The 21,295-nt window shown below is 52.8% G+C and carries 17 protein-coding genes and 4 tRNA genes; 19 read left to right on the top strand and 2 right to left on the bottom strand.

The window, feature by feature from the left end; all coding sequences use genetic code 11:
- Nucleotides 1–30: 30 nt before the first annotated feature.
- Together HMPREF2958_RS05580 and HMPREF2958_RS05575 are read right to left on the bottom strand one after the other, a co-directional pair.
- On the bottom strand, nucleotides 31–756 hold the full coding sequence (locus tag HMPREF2958_RS05580) for a response regulator (RefSeq protein ID WP_048755225.1): 726 nt from the start codon (nucleotides 754–756) through the stop codon (nucleotides 31–33).
- A gap of 48 nt (nucleotides 757–804) precedes the next feature.
- On the bottom strand, nucleotides 805–2,001 hold the full coding sequence (locus tag HMPREF2958_RS05575; RefSeq protein ID WP_246828052.1) for a sensor histidine kinase: 1,197 nt from the start codon (nucleotides 1,999–2,001) through the stop codon (nucleotides 805–807).
- A gap of 278 nt (nucleotides 2,002–2,279) precedes the next feature.
- Between HMPREF2958_RS05575 and HMPREF2958_RS05570 the strand changes: the two genes are divergently transcribed.
- The 19 genes from HMPREF2958_RS05570 (at nucleotide 2,280) to HMPREF2958_RS05480 (ending at nucleotide 21,251) form a co-directional block, all read left to right on the top strand.
- Entirely contained in the window at nucleotides 2,280–3,335 is a 1,056-nt protein-coding gene (locus HMPREF2958_RS05570; RefSeq protein WP_070697198.1) for a 3-isopropylmalate dehydrogenase, read from the top strand.
- 249 nt (nucleotides 3,336–3,584) lie between these two features.
- Nucleotides 3,585–4,682 (top strand): branched-chain amino acid aminotransferase, encoded by a 1,098-nt coding sequence (locus HMPREF2958_RS05565; RefSeq protein WP_070697196.1) that lies wholly within the window; start codon nucleotides 3,585–3,587, stop codon nucleotides 4,680–4,682.
- 136 nt (nucleotides 4,683–4,818) lie between these two features.
- Entirely contained in the window at nucleotides 4,819–5,574 is a 756-nt protein-coding gene (locus HMPREF2958_RS05560) for a fumarylacetoacetate hydrolase family protein (RefSeq protein ID WP_070697403.1), read from the top strand.
- 97 nt (nucleotides 5,575–5,671) lie between these two features.
- Nucleotides 5,672–7,186 (top strand): glutamate--tRNA ligase, encoded by a 1,515-nt coding sequence (gene gltX / locus HMPREF2958_RS05555; protein WP_070697195.1) that lies wholly within the window; start codon nucleotides 5,672–5,674, stop codon nucleotides 7,184–7,186.
- Nucleotides 7,187–7,364: 178 nt separating this feature from the next.
- Nucleotides 7,365–7,676, top strand: coding sequence for a hypothetical protein (locus tag HMPREF2958_RS05550; RefSeq protein ID WP_246828051.1), 312 nt, complete (start codon nucleotides 7,365–7,367; stop codon nucleotides 7,674–7,676).
- On the top strand, nucleotides 7,673–8,038 hold the full coding sequence (locus HMPREF2958_RS05545; RefSeq protein WP_070697191.1) for a hypothetical protein: 366 nt from the start codon (nucleotides 7,673–7,675) through the stop codon (nucleotides 8,036–8,038). The genes HMPREF2958_RS05550 and HMPREF2958_RS05545 overlap by 4 nt, the downstream gene beginning before the upstream one ends.
- A gap of 252 nt (nucleotides 8,039–8,290) precedes the next feature.
- Nucleotides 8,291–8,363, top strand: a tRNA-Gly gene (locus tag HMPREF2958_RS05540).
- Between the two features lie 281 nt (nucleotides 8,364–8,644).
- Nucleotides 8,645–10,558 carry an S-layer homology domain-containing protein gene (locus tag HMPREF2958_RS05535; RefSeq protein WP_037231022.1) on the top strand — a complete coding sequence of 638 codons (1,914 nt, stop codon included), beginning with the start codon at nucleotides 8,645–8,647 and terminating at the stop codon, nucleotides 10,556–10,558.
- A gap of 276 nt (nucleotides 10,559–10,834) precedes the next feature.
- Nucleotides 10,835–10,906: transfer RNA gene (locus HMPREF2958_RS05530), tRNA-Gln, on the top strand.
- Nucleotides 10,907–10,926: 20 nt separating this feature from the next.
- A tRNA-Glu gene (locus HMPREF2958_RS05525) sits at nucleotides 10,927–10,999 on the top strand.
- Nucleotides 11,000–11,147: 148 nt separating this feature from the next.
- A tRNA-Val gene (locus HMPREF2958_RS05520) sits at nucleotides 11,148–11,219 on the top strand.
- A gap of 82 nt (nucleotides 11,220–11,301) precedes the next feature.
- Entirely contained in the window at nucleotides 11,302–12,186 is an 885-nt protein-coding gene (locus tag HMPREF2958_RS05515; RefSeq protein ID WP_004004933.1) for a hypothetical protein, read from the top strand.
- 147 nt (nucleotides 12,187–12,333) lie between these two features.
- Nucleotides 12,334–12,906, top strand: a complete 573-nt coding sequence (gene def, locus HMPREF2958_RS05510) for a peptide deformylase (RefSeq protein WP_070697190.1) — start codon at nucleotides 12,334–12,336, stop codon at nucleotides 12,904–12,906.
- Nucleotides 12,907–12,941: 35 nt separating this feature from the next.
- Nucleotides 12,942–13,883: a methionyl-tRNA formyltransferase gene (gene fmt, locus HMPREF2958_RS05505; protein WP_070554309.1), complete on the top strand. Its 942-nt coding sequence runs from the start codon at nucleotides 12,942–12,944 to the stop codon at nucleotides 13,881–13,883.
- Entirely contained in the window at nucleotides 13,880–15,622 is a 1,743-nt protein-coding gene (locus tag HMPREF2958_RS05500; protein WP_070697188.1) for an RsmB/NOP family class I SAM-dependent RNA methyltransferase, read from the top strand. Before fmt ends, HMPREF2958_RS05500 begins: the two co-directional genes overlap by 4 nt.
- 81 nt (nucleotides 15,623–15,703) lie before the next feature.
- Entirely contained in the window at nucleotides 15,704–16,423 is a 720-nt protein-coding gene (gene rpe / locus HMPREF2958_RS05495; RefSeq protein WP_070697186.1) for a ribulose-phosphate 3-epimerase, read from the top strand.
- A 241-nt stretch (nucleotides 16,424–16,664) separates the two neighbouring features.
- The gene (locus HMPREF2958_RS05490) at nucleotides 16,665–17,738 is read left to right on the top strand and encodes an ABC transporter substrate-binding protein (protein ID WP_070697184.1); all 1,074 of its coding nucleotides are present in this window, start codon (nucleotides 16,665–16,667) and stop codon (nucleotides 17,736–17,738) included.
- 171 nt (nucleotides 17,739–17,909) lie between these two features.
- Entirely contained in the window at nucleotides 17,910–20,261 is a 2,352-nt protein-coding gene (locus tag HMPREF2958_RS05485; protein ID WP_070697183.1) for a hypothetical protein, read from the top strand.
- A gap of 114 nt (nucleotides 20,262–20,375) precedes the next feature.
- Nucleotides 20,376–21,251: a hypothetical protein gene (locus HMPREF2958_RS05480; RefSeq protein WP_070697181.1), complete on the top strand. Its 876-nt coding sequence runs from the start codon at nucleotides 20,376–20,378 to the stop codon at nucleotides 21,249–21,251.
- The last annotated feature ends 44 nt before the right edge of the window (nucleotides 21,252–21,295 follow it).

Raw genomic sequence — 21,295 nt, 5'->3', positions numbered from 1 at the left:
TCCTCAACGGTAGATGTAGACACAAGGAGCCTACGAAACGATCCCAGCCTCATAGGCCATAATCACGGCCTGAACCCTATCGCGGGCATCAAGTTTTGCCAGAACATGCGAGACGTGGGTCTTAATCGTAGCCTCCGACAGCACGAGCGCGCGGCTGATCTCCACATTGGAAAGACCCTGCGCAATCAGACGAAGTACCTCATGCTCACGCGGCGAAAGAGTCTGCATGAGTTCCTGATGCAGAAGCTGCGGCTCCTCCTGAGGAGTGGGAGCAACACTGGCAGAATCCTGTTCCGAATGAACCTCCAACACCGGAATCATATGTTCCAGCAGGCGGCGTGTAGCGGAAGGGGCGATCACCGCATCACCGCGATGTATTGTTCGAATAGCCCCCAGAAGTTCTTCGGGAGGCGCATCTTTCAGCAAAAAACCGCTTGCCCCGGCACGTACCGCCGCATAGACATATTCGTCGACGTCGAAGGTAGTCAGCATAATAACCCTGGAATCAGGAACGTTGAGCTCTAGAATACTTTTTGCAGCCTCCAGCCCATCCATAATAGGCATACGAACATCCATAAGAACCACCTGAGGGGCGGTACCTTCTTCAGCCATACGGGCATAGCTATCAACCGCCGCTGCGCCGTCATCAGCTTCGAGAACAACCTGCAGATCAGGTTGCGAATTGATAAGCATCTTCAAACCGCCGCGTACAAGCTGCTGGTCATCAACCAGCATCACGGTAATCTGTTCGTTCATAGGATTTCCTTTAATATGTTCTGTCACTTTTACAATACTGGGTTCCCATTACGTTTCGCGGTACGGCAGCCAGGCCTTCACGCTAAAACCACCCTGCAGATCCGGGCCGTAATGCAGGGTTCCGTCATACATTGTGATGCGCTCGCGCATACCCAAGAGACCGTTACCGCTGCCCGGCACAAAGGAATATGGAGCATCCGAGCTGTTGTGATGCGCCGGAGCGCTGTTGTACACGTCCAAATACAGGCCATCTCGTTTCCACACAGCCGAGAGGGTAACGATCTCAGCATCGCGGGCGTGTTTAACGATATTGGTGAGCGCTTCCTGGATTACACGATATGCCGCTAGATCAGCTCCCTGAGGGAGGGCGCCGTTTATGGTACCGGTAATGCCAGCGAAGTCGATATTAACTCCCGACCTGCGAGCCTGCGCAACCAGAGCGGGAATTTCGTGAATTGTAGGCGCTGGAGCGTACATGGTGTCTTCATCGGTACGAAGAACCCCCAGAAGGGAACGCATCTGCGTGAGAGAATCGCGTGCGGTGACCGCAATAGTTTCAAGCGTCTGTTCCGCGATAGAGGCGTCATGCTCCTGAAGGTTAGTCGTTTCGGCGGGCTGAGTCGTCGTGGTCCGTATCGCGGCTGCGGCATACCTGGCGCCGTCAGCCTGCGTAATGATGCTGGAAAGTGAATGCGCCACAATATCGTGCATTTCGCGGGCGATGCGGGTGCGCTCGTCCTGTGCCGCAAGACGCCGTTCCTGTTCCTGCTCAAATTCGAGGCGCATCGCTCGCTCTCGAAGCTCATCCTGGCGAATAATGCGAGTACGCCTTGAATCACCGATAAACCAGAGCACGGAATAAATCGCACCGCATAAGGTCGTAATGATAATCGAGCTTATAATAGCGGCAAATTGTTCGACCCGCGGAAGCAGCATGATGAAAAGCTGGGTCCCTACCGCAAAGGCACCAATCCAGCCCGCAATAAACATGCGAACCCGCAGCTTCTTCTTCCAGTGCCTGCCGATATGATAAGCCGCTACGCCTACCGGAAAATACAGATGAACGGGCAAAACATCCGGAATAAATAGAGTGAGAGCGGTGGAGACGAGAACAAACCAGATTGACCCATAAGGATGCCGGTACCGAAAATAAAGGGCGGTCGTATTGATGCATGCAATGAAAAAAGTAATGCCGCTATCCCTATAGGACATTGCAAGAGCTATGAGCAGAACAAACATCTGCATGAAAGCAACTACCGTGATATTAAACCAGCGGTAGTTCCTATCTATGTAGTTGTTAATTCGGCTCGTTAGATCCATGGGTTAAGTGTAACGTTCGCCCTCAAAACAGGTAATCACTCGGAAGGATGAATTTTGTACGTACTCGTGTAGGTCATGAGGCTGCAAAATCTGGAATAAGACCTCTCAAAACTGCGAGATTATGCGGGAATATATATGCCCATACTCTGAGAATCATGGCCTAAAATCTGCGCAATTGTTCGTGCCAGCAGTAGGGTAGAGGTATGACTACTGAACGTTTCATCAACCTTGCCGTGATCGCTGGCGACGGTATCGGACCTGAAATTATTACCGAGGCGCAGCGTGTGCTTCAACGCGCCTGCGAGCTTGATTCTATTCGCGTAGATTCCACCGACTATAAACTTGGCGCCGAGCACTGGCTTAAAACCGGCGAAACCCTGCCCGAGAGTACGATGGAGTCTCTCAAACAGCACGATGCGATTCTTTTCGGCGCTATTGGTGCCGATCCGCGCAGCGGTAAGATTCCCTCAGGGCTGATCGAACGTGAAATGCTTTTGAAGCTGCGCTTCTCTTTTGACCATTACATTAACATGCGTCCCGCACGGCTGTACCCGGGGGCAGTGTCGCCGCTGAGCAACCCTGGAGAGATCGACTTCGTGGTGGTGCGCGAAGGTACCGAAGGGCCCTACGTGGGTAATGGAGGAACTATTCGCGGCGGTACCGATGCCGAAATCGCAACCGAAGTATCTATTAATACAGCCCACGGTGTTCGTCGGCTGATCCGGTACGCCTTCGAACTGGCACAGTCTCGCCGTAAGAAGCTGACCCTCATCCACAAAACAAATGTACTCGTACACGCTGGTCGTTTGTACACCCGTCTTTTTGAAGAGATCGGGCGCGAATTCCCCGAAGTGCAAACCGATTACCTGCATGTTGATGCGGCAACAATTTTCATGACCACCGATCCCTCGCGTTTCGACGTGATCGTAACCGATAACCTGTTTGGCGACATCCTGACCGATCAGGCCGGTGCAGTAACCGGAGGTATTGGCTACGCGGCCTCAGGCAATATCAACGCGGTAGGGGAGTTCCCCTCAATGTTTGAGCCCGTGCATGGTTCAGCCCCCGACATCGCGGGGCAGAACAAAGCAAACCCAACCGCCGCAATCCTCGCGGGAGCAATGCTTCTGCGGCACCTAGGCTATGAGTCGACGGCGGTCCGTATTGAGGATGCGGTCGAGGCCGATATGCGCGCCAACGGCGCCCGCACCCGAGGCACCGACGAAGTTGGTAACGATGTCTTAGGGTTCCTAGGCTAGCTAGGGCTGAGATAGCTTACGCCCCGCCTTCGATTTTCACGATATGGGCGGCGGTGGGTTGCGTGTGCGTTGTGCCTATTCATCAGGTACTCTAAAACATGTGCAACGGGCACATCCGCCCCGTCGTCCGCTGGCGTGGTCACAAGCCGCACTGATGAGCTTCGTAAGCGATGCCGCTTCTGCCTCCCACCTTGAGGTTCGCACCGCCGATGCTATTGGCAGAGAGAATTGACAGAATAGGATTACACCATGGCACTTGAATTTAGCCGTGAAAAGAACCCCGCCCCCGCGAGTGACGAACGCCGAGCCGAGATTCTTGCCGACCCCGGATTTGGCGACTATTTTACGGATCATATGGTCAGCATCGACTGGAACGGTGATTATAAGACCGGCGGTGAATGGTCGAATGCGCGGGTGCACGCCTACGGTCCGCTCAGCTTAGATCCCGCCGCTGCGGTTTTTCACTATGGCCAGGAAATCTTCGAGGGTATTAAAGGCTACCGTCATTCGGATGGGTCGGTATGGACATTCCGACCCGAGAAGAACGCGGCGCGCCTGAACCGCTCGGCGCATCGTATGGCGCTGCCTCAGCTGCCCGAAGAGACCTTCATCGAATCCCTAAAACAGCTGGTGCAGGTAGATGAAAAATGGGTTCCCAGCGGTGAGGGAGAAGCGTTCTATTTCCGTCCGTTTATGATTGCGACCGAGGCATATCTGGGGGTTCGCCCTGCTCGTCACGTGGAGTATCACGTGATTGGGTCGCCTGCCGGTAACTACTTCGGCACCCCCGAGCCGGTGGACATTTGGCTGTCCACGAAGTATGCTCGCGCTGGTGAAGGCGGTACTGGCACTGCAAAATGCGGCGGTAACTATGCTGCCGCCATGATCGCCCAGCTTGAAGGTGAAGAAAACGGCTGTAAACAGGTGATCTTCAAAGACCCGCACCGTAACGATGCTCTTGAAGAGCTGGGCGGCATGAACGTATTCTTCATCTACGGTAAAGAGAATAAGTTGGTAACCCCCGAACTTACCGGAACTATTCTAGAGGGCGTTACCCGTTCCTCAATTTTGCAGCTGGCGAAGGATCGCGGAATGACCGTTGAGGAACGCCCCATCACCCTCAGCGAGTGGCGTGACGGTGTGGCTTCTGGCGATATTACAGAGGTGTGTGCCTGTGGTACCGCAGCGGTCATTGCCCCTATTGGAAAGCTCAAGGCTACTGATTTTGAGATTCCTGCGGCTTCCGAAGGATTTGGTGAGATTTCCAAGAGCCTGCGTGGAGAGCTCGTGGGCATTCAGACCGGTACAGTAGAGGACCGTCATGGCTGGATGACCCGCCTCGTCTAATAACTCCCGGTTACTGCGCCGGGCGCATCCGTGAAACGTGCAGAGAGTGACTTTCCGACGATAAGCTCTACTTTTCAATCGGAAAGTCACTTTTTGCGTATCGAGAGGGGTGTGAATGACTGGTACTCTAGAAGGTATGCGTATTGCACGATTTACCGTAGATAACGATCTTCATTATGGTGTGGTTGAAGGAGAGGACGGCAGCGAAATTTTGCATGTTCTCGCGGGCGATCCGTTTTACTCCGGTGTTGAAACCACCTCGAAGACTTATCAGCTTGAGGATGTTCGCCTGCTTGCCCCCATCATTCCACGCTCCAAGGTGATTGGTGCTCTTGCTAATTGGGCGGGTACCCCGGCTCCTGCCGCCCCGCAGTTCTTCATCAAGCCAAATACGACGGTGGTCGGCCCTGGTGATCCAGTGACTCTCCCCGAGTATTCCGAAGCGGTCAGCGTTGAAGGCGAACTGGCGGTTATCATCGGTCGTATTGCAAAGTCGGTTCCGCTGGAACGTGTGCATGAGGTCGTTTTTGGATACACTGTAGCCAACGATCTGACGGCACGTGACGTTATGGAGACGGACACGCAGTGGACTCGTGCGAAAAGCTTTGACGGCTCAACCCCACTGGGGCCCTGGATCGAAACGGAGGTTGATACCGACTCGCTGAATATCACGAGCTGGGTTGATGGTGACGTGGTGCAGGAAGGCAACACCTCTGATATGCACTACTCGGTGGCGGAGCTCGTGTCCGCGGCATCCGAGATCTTTACCCTTCTTCCCGGAGATATTATCTTGACCGGAACCCCGGCGGGTATCAGCGTCCTTCGTGATGGTCATGAGGTCGAGGTTGAGGTCGAAGGTATTGGGGCCCTGGTAACCCGCATCCGCAGTTAGAGCCTATTGGCTGAGAGTGCTAAACATAGATTCCTCAGCGCTATAGGCCGTACAGCAGCATGATTTTGAGATACATAAGTTCAGGAGAAAACCTACTATGACCGAATATCCCGGTCCCGATCTGCACGATCCACGCGAAACTCGCGTACGCTTTTGCCCTTCACCGACCGGAACCCCGCACGTGGGCATGGTACGTACAGCCCTGTTTAACTGGGCTTATGCGCGCCATACCGGTGGTAAGCTCATTTTCCGTATTGAGGATACCGATGCGGCACGCGATTCGGAAGAATCGTTCAACCAAGTGCTCGACAGTCTGCACTGGCTGGGCATTAACTGGGACGAAGGCGTGGGCGTAGGCGGCCCCCATGAACCGTATCGTCAGTCTGAACGCAAACGTGAGGACATTTACCAGAAGGTTTTCGAGAAGCTCATTGAGGGCGGGTATGTCTATGAGGATTTCTCGACCCCCGATGAGGTGCGGGAACGCCGTAAAGCAGCGGGGCAGGATCCTCAGCTCGGCTACGATAACTATGATCGTCACCTGAGTGACGAGCAGAAAGAGGCTTTCCGCGCCGAAGGCCGTAAACCCGTATGGCGTTTGCGTATGCCCGATGAGGATATTACGTTCAACGACCTTGTACGTGGTGAGATTACCTTCAAAGCCGGGTCTGTCCCGGACTACGTTGTGGTGCGTTCTAGCGGTGACCCCCTGTATACTTTCGTGAACCCTGTGGACGATGCTTTGATGGGCGTAACCCACGTGCTTCGCGGCGAAGATCTATTGTCTTCAACTCCGCGCCAAATTGCACTGTACCGGGCACTGATTGATACGGGCGTTACTACATTTATCCCCGAGTTTGGGCATCTTCCCTATGTGATGGGGCAGGGTAATAAGAAACTGTCGAAGCGCGATCCCGAATCGAATCTCTTCCTGCTGCGCGATGCCGGATTTATTAAAGAAGGTCTGCTGAATTACCTGTCTCTGCTAGGCTGGTCACTATCCGCAGATCAGGACGTTTTCTCAGTCGATGACCTAGTGGCGCACTTCGACATTCACGATGTGGTAGGCAATCCGGCACGTTTTGACGTCAAGAAGGCAGAGGCTATTAACGGCGATCATATTCGTCGTTTGGAGGCGGACGATTTCCGAAACCGTTTGGTGCCCTATCTACAAGCCGCTGGTGTTGTTGGTGAGGAACTTTCAGCACGTGAAGAGCAGATTCTGACAGAGGCCGCTCCCTTGGTGCAGGAACGTATGCAGCTCTTGGGCGAAGCTCCGAAGCTTCTGGCATTCCTCTTCAAAGCTGATGAAGAGATTACAATTGCCGATGATGCTCGTAAACAGCTCAAAGAATCTGCCCCTCAGGTTCTTGCCGCCGCTTTAGAAGCGCTTGAACCCCTCGAATCTTGGGATGCGGCAAGTATCGAATCTGCTCTGCGATCCGCTATCGTGGAAGGTCTGGAGATCAAACCGCGTTTGGCATTCGGACCGGTACGTATCGCCGTTTCGGGTGAGCGTATTTCGCCCCCGCTCTTTGAGTCCATGGAGATTCTGGGGAAGGAATCTTCCCTCAAACGTGTACGGGCTTTGGCCGCTGAACTTGGGGCTTAACCCCGAACGCATAGCCGTATCTTTTTTGAGAAGAACCCGGTGGTTCGCAAGTGTGCGTGAACCACCGGGTTTTCTCTATGCAAGATTTGTGTGAAAGCACTCTATATATGGGGCGCTAGTAAATTGTACGGTTCTCGGCTTATGCTGGTTATACGATCGTGCATCGTGGGAGGTGAAGGTGAACCACAATAAATACGTTTTGCGTGCCTTGCGCAAAGGAACCGTGATGGCGTTTGCGAATGCTTCAATCGTCTTGCTTATTGCCACTATTGCAGATGCAGTGAGATCTATCTGGACCATTGTGATAATTGTGTTAGCCAGTGCCTTAGCGTATTTCGCGGCATATCATGAAGCTAAGTTTGATGATGAACAGATTGCGCGTGAACGCGAAGCAGAGAATCAGCAGCAGGAAGGCGAGCATCTGAGAGGGGAGGAAGCCCGTGAAAACGTCCAGGAGCTGGCAGAAAACGATAAGGAGGATAAAGCATGACTAGGCGTGATGTAACATTTGCCGCCATAATGTCTGCCATAGCATTGGCAGTTTACATAGGTGTGAAGGTTTGGCTGGGTGGTCACTGGGACTGGGTAACCTTCGTCATCTGGGTTCTAGCTGCGCTTCTCTTTGGGTTTGGCATTATTTATGCGAAGTCATTCCTAATCCGCATGGTAGATGAGATGACCGAGGATGGAGTAACGCCCAGCGAAGGGGAGCGCCGCACCGGGATTGGTACGGGATCCGAACGTAATTCGCGTGCGGAATCCATCGCGGATGCAGCCGTTGACTCTTCTGCTGAGCACGCGCATCACCTGGGACATCAGCATCATCGTCGGCAGGAATCCTCAAACTCGTAAACATCCTGAGCATATTGGCGTGCTCTAAGCTTCTGTAAAGGGCATCATATAGAAAATATACGTGCTTGCTATCATGCCTATAAACCCTAGTCAGCGTGCTGTAGGCATGGGGAAAATAGTGAGCTGGAGAATGTCAAGAAAAGATTTATGCGTGTAAGAGTTGCGGGCCATCAAACGGTACAGTATAGTATTTACTTGTGAGCGCGTCGGAATGAAAGGTTCCGGCTCGTTATTTTGTGAAAACAGAATATTGCGGTTGTAGCTCAGTTGGTAGAGCACCACCTTGCCAAGGTGGATGTCGCGAGTTCAAGTCTCGTCAACCGCTCTGCGAAAGCCCTGAAGTAATCTTCAGGGCTTTTTGTGTGTATGTCGTAAGGAACCGTAAATGTTGGTTTATCTTCCGTGAAAATTCGGAGATTCTGCCGTGTTCCAAGATTTTGATGACGATAAGTCTCTAAGAAAATAAACGTCATAGATGGTATTTCTATTGCTTTTTGGGAGGAAAGACGTGAATATAGGGAGTACACCTTCTTAGGTACTCCTACCCTAAGTTTTAACTATAGGGTAACTAATTTTTAGTGTCCGTCATTCTCTTAGGGAGTTTATATGGTTCTTTTGCTCACTAAAGCTCAGCGTAAGCCTTTCAAAGCAGCTACCGTTGGGGCACTTTCGATGTCGCTCATGGGGGCACCTTTTGCAGTGCCCGCGTCCTTTGCGGTAGAGTCTCCTGCCCCGCAGCAGATTACTGCTGCTCAGGCTCAACAGGTGCAGGGGATTCCAGGGCAGTATCAGATTCGCCATTCAAAGAACGGCAAAATCTTCATTGCTGGCTCTAACCGTGATATGTCCACATCGACTATTGCGCGTCTGGATGAGAAGACTCTCCAGATAGAAGCAATAGCCACCTTACCTATCACCCGAGCCGGTACCGGATACAACGCTGGGTATAAGAATTTGGGTGCTTTTGGTATTGACGTGGATGATGAGAATGGCACCATTTGGGTTACGAATACTCGTGATAACGCTGTGTCTGTGTACGACCAAAATAATCTCAATCTCTTGTGGACCAACTACGGCGCTCAAGAGGGAGATGAAAACTGGATCGAGCATCCGCGTGAGGTAAAGGTGGATGCTGCCTCCGGCAAAGCATTTGTGACGGGTCGTTACTTCGTCTCTGCCATTGATCTGAAGACCCATAAGGTTGAGAAGATCAAGGTGGGTGGAGATGAAGAAGGTAAGCGCTACATCAGCATGAATGCCACCATTCATGATGGTAAACTTTACGTTCCCGAGCGCGCTACCGGCAAAGTTTATGTGATTGACACGAATACATTTAAGGTTCTGCAAGAAATCCAGACTCACGCCGATGTCGAAGGCGTTGATGTTCTTCCTTCCGATATTGCCATTGATGTTTCTGAACAGGAGATCTACGTCTCTGCACAAGGCAGTTATGACCGTCAGAGCGGCGAGTCTAAGGGTAATTCCGGGGTGACTGTGTATGACCTCAAGACTGGAGAATATAAGAAGTCTATTCCGTTCGGTAAGCAGGCACTTTCGCTCGTCAACGATGAAAATCGTGACCTCGTATACGTTACGGATTTTGCTACCGGTAAGGTCGGCGTGATTGATGGTCGCGCAGATCGTCTTATCGGCGAAGTGCAGTCAGCCTCCAAGGGGGCCAACGATATTACCTTGGGTGCTGATGGTGAGGTCTATATCGCTAATAAGGATGGTTTTGCCCCCGATACGACCATTCCCTTCGGTATGGATTACGCCCAGGGAACGCTAACTTCCAAAGAAGAAACTGCTGATTCTATTACCAAGGTGAAGGTTACCCCGGAGAATATGACAGCGGAAAACCCCGAGGTAGAGATCAATCAGATTACTCCGCAGCAGGAAACCTTTGCAGGTTACCCTGCCCCTCTGACGGGCGGCGATAACAGGACCCTGACCAACGTGTCGTATAACGATATTGCTGGCAACCTCTTTGAGAACGACATCATCAAGCTGGGGGAGAAGAGCATCACAACCGGTTACCCCGATGGCGGATTCCACCCCTTGGAGAGCATCGAACGTGGAGCAATGGCAGCGTACCTATATCGCCTGGCGGGTTCTCCCGAATTTGAGGCACCCGCGGAATCTCCTTTCAGTGATGTTCCTACAACCCACCCCTTCTATAAGGAAATTGCGTGGCTGAAGGCAACCGGTATTACGACAGGTTGGGAAGACGGTACCTTCCGTCCTGAAGAGTCAATAAACCGCGAGGCTATGGCGGCCTTCTTCTATCGTGCCGCAGGATCCCCGGAAGTTCAGCAGAAAGCAACCTTTACGGATGTTTCGGGAAACCCCTTTGCCAAGGAAATTTCGTGGTTCCAGTTCTCGAAGCTCTCCACCGGTTGGCCTGACAGTACGTTCCGTCCGCATGACTCGGTCAAGCGCGATGCTATGGCAGCCTATATGATGCGTTACATGGGTAATTTTGATTCCGTGAAGGTTTCAGCGTCCGCACCCAAAAAATAGCGCATAGCAGGTGAGATGCCTATCGTTGCTTAGTTGGTAAGTTTATATTGCCGCTTGAATAACATGTACGCGTTGGGTGAGGGCATCTCTTGGATGCCTTCACCCGATTGGCGTGTATTCGGGAGGGGTTCCGGAGGCGGGGTATAGATTTTGGGCAGACTTTTGTGATGACCATCTCAAGGTACGAAGTTGCATGATGCAACAAAGCACCGGTATAGTTATTATTCGTTGCGGCGAAAATCGTTGAGGTTTTACCGGAACAACATAATGAAATAGTGGGGTATGGTGTAATTGGCAACACAACGGTTTCTGGTACCGTCATTCTAGGTTCGAGTCCTGGTACCCCAGCGAGCATCACTCGATGCTATGGCCCCATCGTATAGCGGCCTAGTACTCCGCCCTCTCACGGCGGCAACACCGGTTCAAATCCGGTTGGGGTCACACTAGGAATAATCCTCAGATCACGGAGATCTGGGGATTTTTTTGTTGCTTTTAACGGGACACCAAATGCCCTTCTGGCGCCTCAAATAAGGGCAACAACCCATATTTGACGCGCTATCTTCCCACTCGGTATAGTGTTTACCTGTAGGCGTGATTGGCGCAGTGGTAGCGCGCTTCGTTCACACCGAAGAGGTCACTGGTTCGAACCCAGTATCACGCACGAGCCACCCCCGTTTGTACATCCACAACGGGGGTTTTTGTATACAGCCCCAATCACTATCCGCAGATCAAGAAGGTACTCGGTGACAGCACCAGAACTAGCAAATCCAACCGATTACGGTCGCATGTACTCTCGTAAACGCGGCGGAGAGCTGCTAGTTCCTTCCATCACGACCGTTATCGGTCAGCACGCTACCGATATGAGCGGATGGCACGGTTATATGGCTGCAAAAGCTGCTCTCGAAGACCAGAGAGCTTATCGTGCTGCTGGATCCTCGGGGCTCAAGTACGCTATTATTCGTGACGCGGCGGCCGCATCCGAACGGTACCGAGATGCTGCAGCCGAGCGCGGTGACAGGGTACATAATTACGCCGAGAATATTGCGTTACGCGCCATGGGAGCGGAACACAACGTCGAAGAATGTCGAGAACAGCTTATCCGCAACGGCGAACAAGCCTATGCGGATAGGTTCGATGAATGGTGGGACGCTTTTCGCCCTCAACCACTCGCCGCAGAAATTACTATCTGGAATAAGTCCGTAGGTTACGCCGGAACGCTGGACCTTGTCGCTCAGATCGCCGGACGAACCTGCATTATTGACTATAAAACTAAAGGCACCGACCGGCGAGGGCGTGTTAAACCCCTTGACGATAAGGTGGTTATGCAACTGGTTGCCGGGCTCAAAGCCGAAGAATCGCTGGTAGACCCCGTCGCGGGAACCTGGGAACCCTGGAAATACGGTGATGCCCCCATCCTGATGGGCGTGGCACTGGGCGAAACGCAGGTGGTGCCGCATCAGGCAAATCCAAAGATTCTTGAACAGAACTGGTATAAATTCTGTGCATTGCGGAGGGTCTGGGAATATAACCGTACAGTTCACGAATTCCCGGACGACGCTCTCATGCCGGTAGTTCCGCCTCCCGTGGCAGGTCAACCGTCTTCGGGAGATCACACACAGGTAGCCTAGTAAACCCGGTAGAAGAACAACAAAATAATCACGAGTGTTCTATTTGGACGAATACCTCAGCCGGTACAATAGAATGCTGGTATTTGACAGCCCTTCACCCTATTTGGAGTATATCTGCGTACCATAACAAGCGCATCAGGGAGACATATGACAATTCTGAGTATCCGTACCGTAGGCGACCCCGTTCTTCGCAGCGAATGTGAACCTATCACCGTTTTTGATCGGGAGCTTGCCAAACTGATCGACGATATGCTTGACACCATGTACGACGTTGAAGGAGTCGGGCTGGCTGGGCCTCAGATTGGTATCTCCAAACAAATTTTTACCTTTGGCGGTATTGACGACCGCGAAGGATATATTATCAACCCCGTACTTGAGACCGGAACGGAGCCTCAAGAGGGAGGGGAAGGATGCCTGTCGGTACCCGGTATGAAATCGGATACTCCGCGCATGAACTGGGCCCGGGTGAGAGGCGTAGACAAGATGGGAAAGCCCCTGGTGCTTGAAGGGGAAGGACTATTCGCGCGTATGCTCCAACACGAAACCGATCATCTTCACGGCAAACTCTTTATCGATCGCCTTGTCGGCGAAGATCGTAAACGGGTTATGCGCGCCCTCCGAGCCGCAGACTACAACAAGGTGACAGCACAGACCTCTGCCGAACGAGCAATGCGGGTAGGAGGAAGCTTCGGTGCTTCCCTAGGCAGCTTCAGTGCATAGATATACCGTACTCCACTAGGTTTAAGGACTCACCCATGACCCTCAAAATTCTTTACGCGGGAACCCCCGAGATCGCTGTGCACCCTCTCGATGCGCTTGTCCAGTCCCCGCGGGTTCAGGTGGTTGGAGTGCTCACGCGCGAGGACGCGCCGGTAGGTCGAAAGCGCATCCTTACCCCCTCGCCCGTAGCACAACGCGCTGAAGAGCTCGGGCTGCCTATCGTTAAAGCGAACCGGTGGTCGCCAGAAACTCAACAGCAGATAGCCCCGCTGGGAGCCGAAGCCGCCGCCGTGGTCGCATATGGCACAATTCTGCCGCAACATGCGCTCGATATGCTTCCTTACGGCTGGGTTAATCTGCACTTTTCGAAGCTGCCCGCGTGGCGAGGGGCCGCACCCGTACAGCGTGCTCTCATGGCGGGAGAAAATGAGATTTTCTCGAATACCTTCCTTCTAGAAGCCGGGTTGGATACTGGCGCGGTCTTCGAAGAAGAATCCACGCTGGTGACGGAAGACGATACTGCCGGGAGCATTCTCACACGTTTGGCGCAAAGCGGGGGAGAGCTGTTGGCGAATACCTTTGTACGGCTTGAGGCAGGCGAGCACGGAACCGCGCAGAACGAGGACGAATCCGTCAGCTACGCGGCAAAGGTGACCAATGCCGATGCGCGCATAGATTTCACCCAAAGCGCCCACAAAATTCTTGCTCAAGTTCGCGCAGTAACCCCGGAACCTGGCGCCTGGTGTGAATTTTCGGGGAACCGACTTAAGATCGGCGGTGTGCGTCTGAGCGATCAGGCCGGTACCTTGGCTCCTGGACAGCTTGAACTTCGTGGTAAAAAACTCTATGTGGGTACGGCGGACGGTGCTTTAGAACTGGTGCGTGTACAACCTGCCGGTAAAAAAATGATGGACGCGCTCGCCTGGGCACGCGGTCTCGGTAGCGGCCTCGCCGAAGGAAAGGTAGTGCTCTCATGACGGAGCGACGTTATAACGACAAAAATGGCTCACGGAATCCGCGAAATCGCGGTGCATCATCAAAACGATTTGACGGTAAGACTAGTGAACAACGCCGAAACGAACGTGCCCAGCGCTCCCACGATGGCATGAAACGCGGCGGAGGTGGTGCTTCCAAACGTAATAAGAGCGGACATGAGCGCAACCGTAAGCAGCTTTCGTCCCGTGAGTTCTCTGCGACTGCGCCCTCACAGCGCTCACGCTCTGCAGACCCCGCGCGCCTCGTCGCATTTGAGGTTCTCAACGCGGTAGCGCAAAACGACTCCTACGCAAATCTCGTGTTGCCCGGCACGATTCGTGCCCATCATCTTGACCATCGGGATGCGGGCTTTGCCACCGAACTCACCTACGGAACCCTGCGCAGCCAGGGTACCTACGACGCCATTTTGGCGCATTGTGCGGATCGTCCGTTAGAGAAAATCGGTACAACCACGTTGATTGTACTGCGTATGGGCGTTCACCAGCTCTTGAGTATGCGCGTGCCCGCCCATGCAGCTCTTAACCAAAGCGTCGCATTAGCCCGTGCTCAGATCGGCGGTGGCCCCGCGAACTTTGTGAATGCGGTGCTGCGACGCGTCAGTGAGCGTAGCCGTGAGGAATGGTACGCCCGTCTGGAAGCTGATGCCAAGGACGACATCGAAAAACTTGCGCTCGCAAAATCGCATCCGACCTGGATTGTGCGTTCCATGCGTCAAGCGCTTGCGGCTCATGGCAGGTCTCCGGCCGAAATTCAGGAACTTCTTGACGCCGATAACCAGGCACCTGTGGTAAACCTTATAGCGCTTCCCGGGATAGGAGACCTGCAGGAAGCCTTCGAGAAAGGCGCGGTAGAGGGCGAACTGGTGGAGGATTCCGCTTTATATTCCGCTGGCGATTTAGGCAGGCTGGAAAGTGTTCGCGAGGGTACCGTGCGTGCACAGGACGTAGGTTCGCAGCTGGTTACTCGCGCGCTTGTTGCAGCTCCTCTTGAAGGGCAAGACTCTGCGTGGCTTGACCTGTGCGCCGGTCCGGGCGGTAAGGCTGCACTGTTGGCGGCTTTGGGCGCGCAGCGTGGTGCTCGGGTGGTGGCGAATGAGTCGGCAGCGCATCGTGCAAAACTGGTTTCACAATCTTTACGGCCGCTTTCTCCCGACGAGTATGTTGTTCTCACCGGGGACGGGCGTGAGATATCCCAAACGCTTGTACAAAATGCTGAGCGGTTACCCGCGGGCATCGAGCCGGAACAGAAATTTGACCGTGTGCTGGTTGATGTTCCCTGCTCGGGGCTAGGTGCCCTTCGCAGGCGTCCGGAGGCACGCTGGCGTAAATCCCTGCGTGATATTGCCGATTTGCTTCCTCTGCAGCGTCAGCTTCTGGAGGCTGCGTGTGAAGTTACGCGGCCTGGCGGTGTGATCGCGTACGTAACCTGCTCACCGCATGCTGCTGAGACTCAAAATATTGTTGCGGAGATACTGGAGACTGGAAAAGTGCGTCTGCTGGATACACAGTCGATACTTCAAAGCGTTGCTCTGCCGAGCGCTGATGGACAAAGTACTCTTGCGGGCGATAAGGCTCCCGGGTATCAACCGCAGGTGCGCCTTAAAAAATCCTCCTCGGTTCGTCAGGAAGATATTCTGGGTGAAGCATCAACGACTGCACAGCTGTGGCCCCATATTCATGGTACTGATGCTATGTTCCTCGCACTTTTCCGTAAGAATTAGAATCGCGCAATACAACCGTATTTTTAGTGCGGCGATTATTGTTATCCGAACATCCGCATGTCATGTTGAGGAGGTTTTCTCATGTCTGTTGCTATTAATCCGTCTATACTCTCTGCCGACTTTGCAAATTTACAGCACGAGTTGGAACGCATTTCGACTGCGGATGCGGCACATATTGACGTGATGGATAACCATTTTGTACCGAATCTGACGTGGGGACCTCCGGTTGTTAAGCGTCTGCGCGAAGTTTCGCCCGTCCCTTTTGACGTGCACTTGATGATTGATGATCCTGATCGTTGGGCTCCCCAGTATGCCGACGTGGGCAGCGAATCGGTAACCTTCCACGCGGAGGCGGCTACCGCACCTATTAAGCTGGCGCGTACTCTGCGAGAATCCGGGGCAAAAGCTGGGTTGGCATTACGCCCGGCAACTGCCGTAGAACCATACCTCGATCTACTCACAGAAATAGATATGCTCCTGATTATGACGGTGGAACCAGGCTTCGGCGGGCAGAAATTCCTTGATGTCACTTTGCCTAAAATCCGTCGTGCCGCATCAGCGCTTGAAGGGTCCGGTATCCCGGTGCGGCTTCAGGTTGATGGCGGGATTACGGAGGAAACGATTGTGCGAGCTGCGGAAGCCGGAGCGGACTGTTTCGTTGCAGGCAGCTCGGTGTATGGGGCAGAAGATCCGCAGACCGCGATTGCTGCTTTGCGTTCTCTAGGGGAGAGTGCACGAAAGACGTGGAGGTCACATCCTCACACCGGGATAAATCTCTCTGATGGATGCAGTTGTTCTTAAAAATTTGAGTGCATTGTGCGCGTATTGTGACGCTGTAAACGGTTAAAGCGTGAAATATTTTTGATGACATAACGTCTTTATAGCTTTATGTAATGACTATAAAAAACCTGTATTTCCAATGAAAAAACCACATATCGGTAAAAAGATTGACGATTCTTAACGTTAACCATGAGAGTTTTTCCTTGAAGTAGGGCATATATGACGGTAAGGTTAGGTAGAGTTTATTTGTCTTAGGAGAAATATGTCTTTTGAACACCCAGCGTCACTAGCTCAATTCATGGTAAATCGCCGTAACTTTCTAGGTATGGCGCTTGCTTCAGGCACTGCATTCACACTTGCAGCATGCAGCCAGGAATCTACGACTTCTGACTCTTCGGAATCTCCCGAAAGTGAGACTCGCGTTGTTAAGAATGTAGATGAGGAAGAAATTACGGTACCTACTAAACCGCAGCGCGTTGTAGTTCTCTCAGAACCTACTTTGGATGCGGTACTCGCACTTGGCGTTAAGCCCGTAGGCGCTATTTCTGGTCGCGGTCAGCAGACTGTGCCTAACTACCTCAAAGATAAGGTAGGAGACGACGTTACACTTGTCGGTTCTGTGTCTGATGTTAACTTCGATAAGGTTGCCTCCCTCACGCCCGATCTTATTCTGGCGGATTCTACAGGTGTGGATAAACGTTCAGAACAGTATAAGACTCTGCAGGATATTGCTCCCGTGGTGTACACCGGATACGCTGGCGGCGACTGGACCATCAACTTTGAGCGGGTAGCGGATGCCCTTAACTTGGTAGATAAGGGCAAACAGGTTGAGGAAGACTATGAAAAGCTTACTGAGAATCTCAAGAAGGAGCTAGAACCTCAGTATGGTGATAAGACCTTCTCGATCGTACGTTGGACGGGTAACGGTCCCGCGCTGATCCTAAAGGAGCTTCCCGCTGGGCAGGTGCTTTCAGATTTGGGGCTGCAGCGTCCCCCGGCACAGGACCGTGAAGGGAAGGGACACTCAGAGCCTGTCTCGTTGGAGAACCTCTCGGATATTGACGCAGACTACATGTTTATTGGTACTTTGGGCGGTGCAAGCCAGAAGAACCCGAATGTTCAAGGTGATGCTAGCGCCAATGGTGCATCAGAAGTTTTGAAGAAGGCAGAGGCCACATCTGGCTTCACGAATTTGAAAGCCTACCAGAACGAACATATTATTACGGTTGAGGGTTCTAAATGGACCTCGACCGGTGGTCCCCTGTTGATGAATGGTATTGTTGCGGATGTTCGCAGCAAACTACTCGAAAATCAAAACAATAATCAGGGGCAGTAGGATTAGATTTTAGACGCGGCACCTCGCTTGAGGAGGTGCCGCATCTAGGCTCTTGAATACTCAACGACGAATACGCTGAAGATACACAAAATGCTTTTGAAAGACAGCAACATGCCCCTGGGGCTGTCTTGAAAGAGCTTGAAAACCTTATACACGAAACGGAACATAACGATGACACAGCACGCACATCATGCCGCCCGCTACAGTGCCGTGGTAGCGCTTGCGGGTGCTTTGCTTGCACCCGGCGTAACAACCCCCGCAACCGCTCTTGAAGATCCGGGTCAAACTCCGGACGCTACCCCCGCCCAAGCCGGTAATAATGCGCAGGCGCAGGATCCTGCTGTGAAGGTTCCGGGTGAAGGCAACGAGAGAATGCCTCAAAGTAAGGTAGAACAACCCGCCGCGAAAGCAAACGATACTGCTACCGTTGCAGGCTCTACGGTTATTAAGAACGGTCAAGGTCTTGAAATTAGTGGTTCGGGGTGGGGAGCTAATACCGTTATCGCTGTGAAATATGATAGCGGTGAGGTTAAACCCACAGATCCGGTGACGCACAATGGTAAGGATCTGTCGGCACGCGGTGTTGTAGCGGTTATTAAGGCAGACGAGAACGGTAACTTCACCGAAACCATCCCTTTCCCCACCAATGCTAACTGGGCCGTCGGCTCAGAGCACGAGATTAATTTCCTGAGTGGCAGCTTGCAAGATGGTGATCAAAAGCACTCAGCAACTCACAAGGTGACCGTGGGCGAAGAAGCTCCGGTAGCTGAGACCCCGAAGGCCGAGGAGACTCCAAAGGCGCAGACTCCCGAGGAGCAGCCTCAGGTTCAAGAAACCCCCAAGAACGAGACCCCTGTAGAAGCTCCGAAGGCTGAAGAAACGCCTGCACAGCAGCCTCAGACTGATGATGCAGCTAAGAATGAAACTCCTGCTGATACCCCAAAGGTAGAAGAGACTCCTAAAGCTGAGGAAACTCCGGTACAGCCCAAAGCTGACGATGCTGCTAAAAACGAAGCAGAGCAGCAACCCAAAGCAGAAGAGAAACCAGCTCCTCAACCCGCAGAAAATACTCCCGCCCCTGCCGCTTTTGAGAACTCGCAGACTGTTAAGTCCAACGGCGTTACCGTGACCGGCGTGAAATACGCGAAAAACGGTCAGGAAATCGAGGTTAGCGGTACCGGCTGGAAGAATGCCGACGGTACCGGTTCTGTGATCGCCGTGAAGTACGACGGCGGTGAAGTCAAACCCACGAACCCCGTAACGTACGACGGTAAGGATTGGGCTGGACGCGGTGTTGTAGCCGTCGTTACGGCTAATCCTGATGGTACGTTCACCGCAAAGCTGCCGTTCCCGAACGCTGAGAATTCAACCGGGTTTGAGAAGTGGATGGACGGTTCACAGCACGAAATTACTTTCCTCAGCGGCACCTTGCAAAAGGGCAACGCTGCGAAGCATTCGGTGACTCTCAACGTGACCATAGGCGATGCTTCTGCCACCGCCAAGGATCCAAAGGATAACGGTCAGCAGTCGACTAATGGCGACAAGAAACTAGAGCCTCAGCCTACTGAGCCTTCTGCACAAGATTATCAAAATGACGGTAACACCGGCGCTCAGCCTAGCCCAGCAGATAATCAGGGCGGTACTGTGAAACAGGGGCCACAAAATAATGCACCTGCACCTACTGCACCTGCTCCTGTCGTTGAGACTCAGACTGTATCCGACGGTAAGGCTACCGTAACCGGTCCTAAGACTGTGAACCACGGTCAGGGAATCGTCGTTAACGGTTCTGGATGGAGCCCCTATAGCGTTATCGCCGTTAAATACGACAGCGGCGACATCAAACTTGACCGTGCCGTGGTCTATAACGGTAAAGACTATGCGGCTCGTGGTGTTGTGGCCATTATTCAGGCTGATGCTGATGGTAAGTTTACCTATACTTTGCCGTTCCCAAATAGCGATAAATGGGGCGTGGGCACCGTTCACGATATCACGTTCCTGAGTGGTAGCTTACAGAATGGCGACGAGCAACATTCGGTGACGTTGTCCGTTAAGATTGCTGGCTCAGGCGGCTATGACGCAGGGTTGGGTAACAACGGATCAGGATATGGCTCTGTGGCACCTATTCCCACCCAGAGCTCCGGAATCAACTTTACAGCCCGTCAAGGCAGTATTACGAAGCAGGCTTCTCTTGGGGCTGCTGCTGAACTGGAAAACGATACGCTCATCAACCGTGTGCAGGCACGCGCTAAAGCTGCCGCAAAGAACGGTAGTAACAGCGGTGCCCAAGCCAAGAGCGCACCCAAGAAAACTCACACGGCCAAGGCCGTGCCCGGTAAAAACGGTACCCAGGGTAATGCAACTACCGCGGCAACACAGTCCGACAGCAATAGTGCCCCCAATATCATTGGCGCTGAGCTTAGCGGCTTCTCGCGCTGGTTTGCAAACAACGCAAATAACGTGTTGCTCTCTATAGCGGGCCTGATTATCTTGGTGCTTGCACTAACCTTCCGCAAGAGGGCTTAATCACCTCTCACACCTGAGGAAACATACACACTCAAACATTAGGGTTCCCTCCCACACCATTGGTGGGGAGGGAACCGGTATAAACTACCACTAGTCGCACAGAAGAGGAAACTCATGCGAACCACAAAGACAGTATCAAAGGCGCTCACTGCCTGCGCGGCAATATCCCTTAGCCTTGGTCTAGGGATGGGAACTGCGAATGCGCTCCCGCCTGGAGGAGCATCAGAGAATACTCCCGGAACCAGCTCAACTGTAAGTCCTCATGTGACTCCCGGAGGCGTAGTTAACTTCACTTTGACAGGTTTCCCCGAAAACACCCAGGTTACCGTCAAATTAGATGATGACGGCGTCGTGCATAGACAAACAACGGATAGCGAGGGGAACCTAAATGGTTCATTTGTGCTCTCTAACGCAGGCTCCGGTGATCATACGCTTCGCTTCCTTGCAACGGGAGAAGGTGGAGGTAAAGATGCCAACGGTCGTAATAAAGGTAATACGGGTGGACGGTATTCCAATAAGAGCCCTGTATTTACTGTTGGAGAACCTGATAACGGTGGCGGCAATAATGGCGGTACTGAAGATTCGGGTAATAACGGATCCGCAGATCATGGCGGTAACTCGGCACAGGACGGTGGTTCATCTGAGCAAGAGACCGTCTATCTTGATGCTGATGGCAACCCTATCTCTAAAGAAGAGTATGATCGTTTGAATGCTGAGGCTGACGAGGGCGGGAATAAAGATTCCTCCGAGCAGAAAAACGACCAGAACGCTAACAAGGGCGAGCAGAAGAAGACCGCCAGCGCCTCTGCATCCAGCAGTGCGAAGAGCAGCGCGTCGGCCTCTAGTGCCGCAAAGACACAGGCAGATAGCCATAAAACCAGCAACACAACGGTAACGTACGGGCAGGAATTCCCGTGGCTGGGCGTATCTGTGCTTGGCGTTGCTATTATCGGTGCTATTGCTGTACTGATTATTCGGAAGCGTCCATAGACAATGGTGATAAGCGCGCGCCGCAGGGGAGATAACGCTCCTTT

It is taken from the genome of Rothia sp. HMSC036D11, from assembly GCF_001814205.1.
Classification (GTDB): domain Bacteria; phylum Actinomycetota; class Actinomycetes; order Actinomycetales; family Micrococcaceae; genus Rothia; species Rothia dentocariosa.
The sequence above is the reverse complement of the archived record's forward strand: the minus strand, read 5'-3'. Positions and strand labels throughout refer to the sequence as shown.

Excerpts from the sequence above, each read along its gene's own strand:
- fmt (WP_070554309.1), top strand. The coding sequence starts at position 12,942 with ATGACCCTCAAAATTCTTTACGCGGGAACCCCCGAGATCGCTGTGCAC.
- HMPREF2958_RS05560 (WP_070697403.1), top strand. The coding sequence starts at position 4,819 with ATGCGTATTGCACGATTTACCGTAGATAACGATCTTCATTATGGTGTG.
- HMPREF2958_RS05490 (WP_070697184.1), top strand. The coding sequence starts at position 16,665 with ATGTCTTTTGAACACCCAGCGTCACTAGCTCAATTCATGGTAAATCGC.
- gltX (WP_070697195.1), top strand. The coding sequence starts at position 5,672 with ATGACCGAATATCCCGGTCCCGATCTGCACGATCCACGCGAAACTCGC.
- HMPREF2958_RS05480 (WP_070697181.1), top strand. The coding sequence starts at position 20,376 with ATGCGAACCACAAAGACAGTATCAAAGGCGCTCACTGCCTGCGCGGCA.
- rpe (WP_070697186.1), top strand. The coding sequence starts at position 15,704 with ATGTCTGTTGCTATTAATCCGTCTATACTCTCTGCCGACTTTGCAAAT.
- def (WP_070697190.1), top strand. The coding sequence starts at position 12,334 with ATGACAATTCTGAGTATCCGTACCGTAGGCGACCCCGTTCTTCGCAGC.
- HMPREF2958_RS05500 (WP_070697188.1), top strand. The coding sequence starts at position 13,880 with ATGACGGAGCGACGTTATAACGACAAAAATGGCTCACGGAATCCGCGA.
- HMPREF2958_RS05535 (WP_037231022.1), top strand. The coding sequence starts at position 8,645 with ATGGTTCTTTTGCTCACTAAAGCTCAGCGTAAGCCTTTCAAAGCAGCT.
- HMPREF2958_RS05565 (WP_070697196.1), top strand. The coding sequence starts at position 3,585 with ATGGCACTTGAATTTAGCCGTGAAAAGAACCCCGCCCCCGCGAGTGAC.
- HMPREF2958_RS05580 (WP_048755225.1), bottom strand. The coding sequence starts at position 756 with ATGAACGAACAGATTACCGTGATGCTGGTTGATGACCAGCAGCTTGTA.
- HMPREF2958_RS05575 (WP_246828052.1), bottom strand. The coding sequence starts at position 2,001 with ATGCAGATGTTTGTTCTGCTCATAGCTCTTGCAATGTCCTATAGGGAT.
- HMPREF2958_RS05570 (WP_070697198.1), top strand. The coding sequence starts at position 2,280 with ATGACTACTGAACGTTTCATCAACCTTGCCGTGATCGCTGGCGACGGT.
- HMPREF2958_RS05485 (WP_070697183.1), top strand. The coding sequence starts at position 17,910 with ATGACACAGCACGCACATCATGCCGCCCGCTACAGTGCCGTGGTAGCG.
- HMPREF2958_RS05545 (WP_070697191.1), top strand. The coding sequence starts at position 7,673 with ATGACTAGGCGTGATGTAACATTTGCCGCCATAATGTCTGCCATAGCA.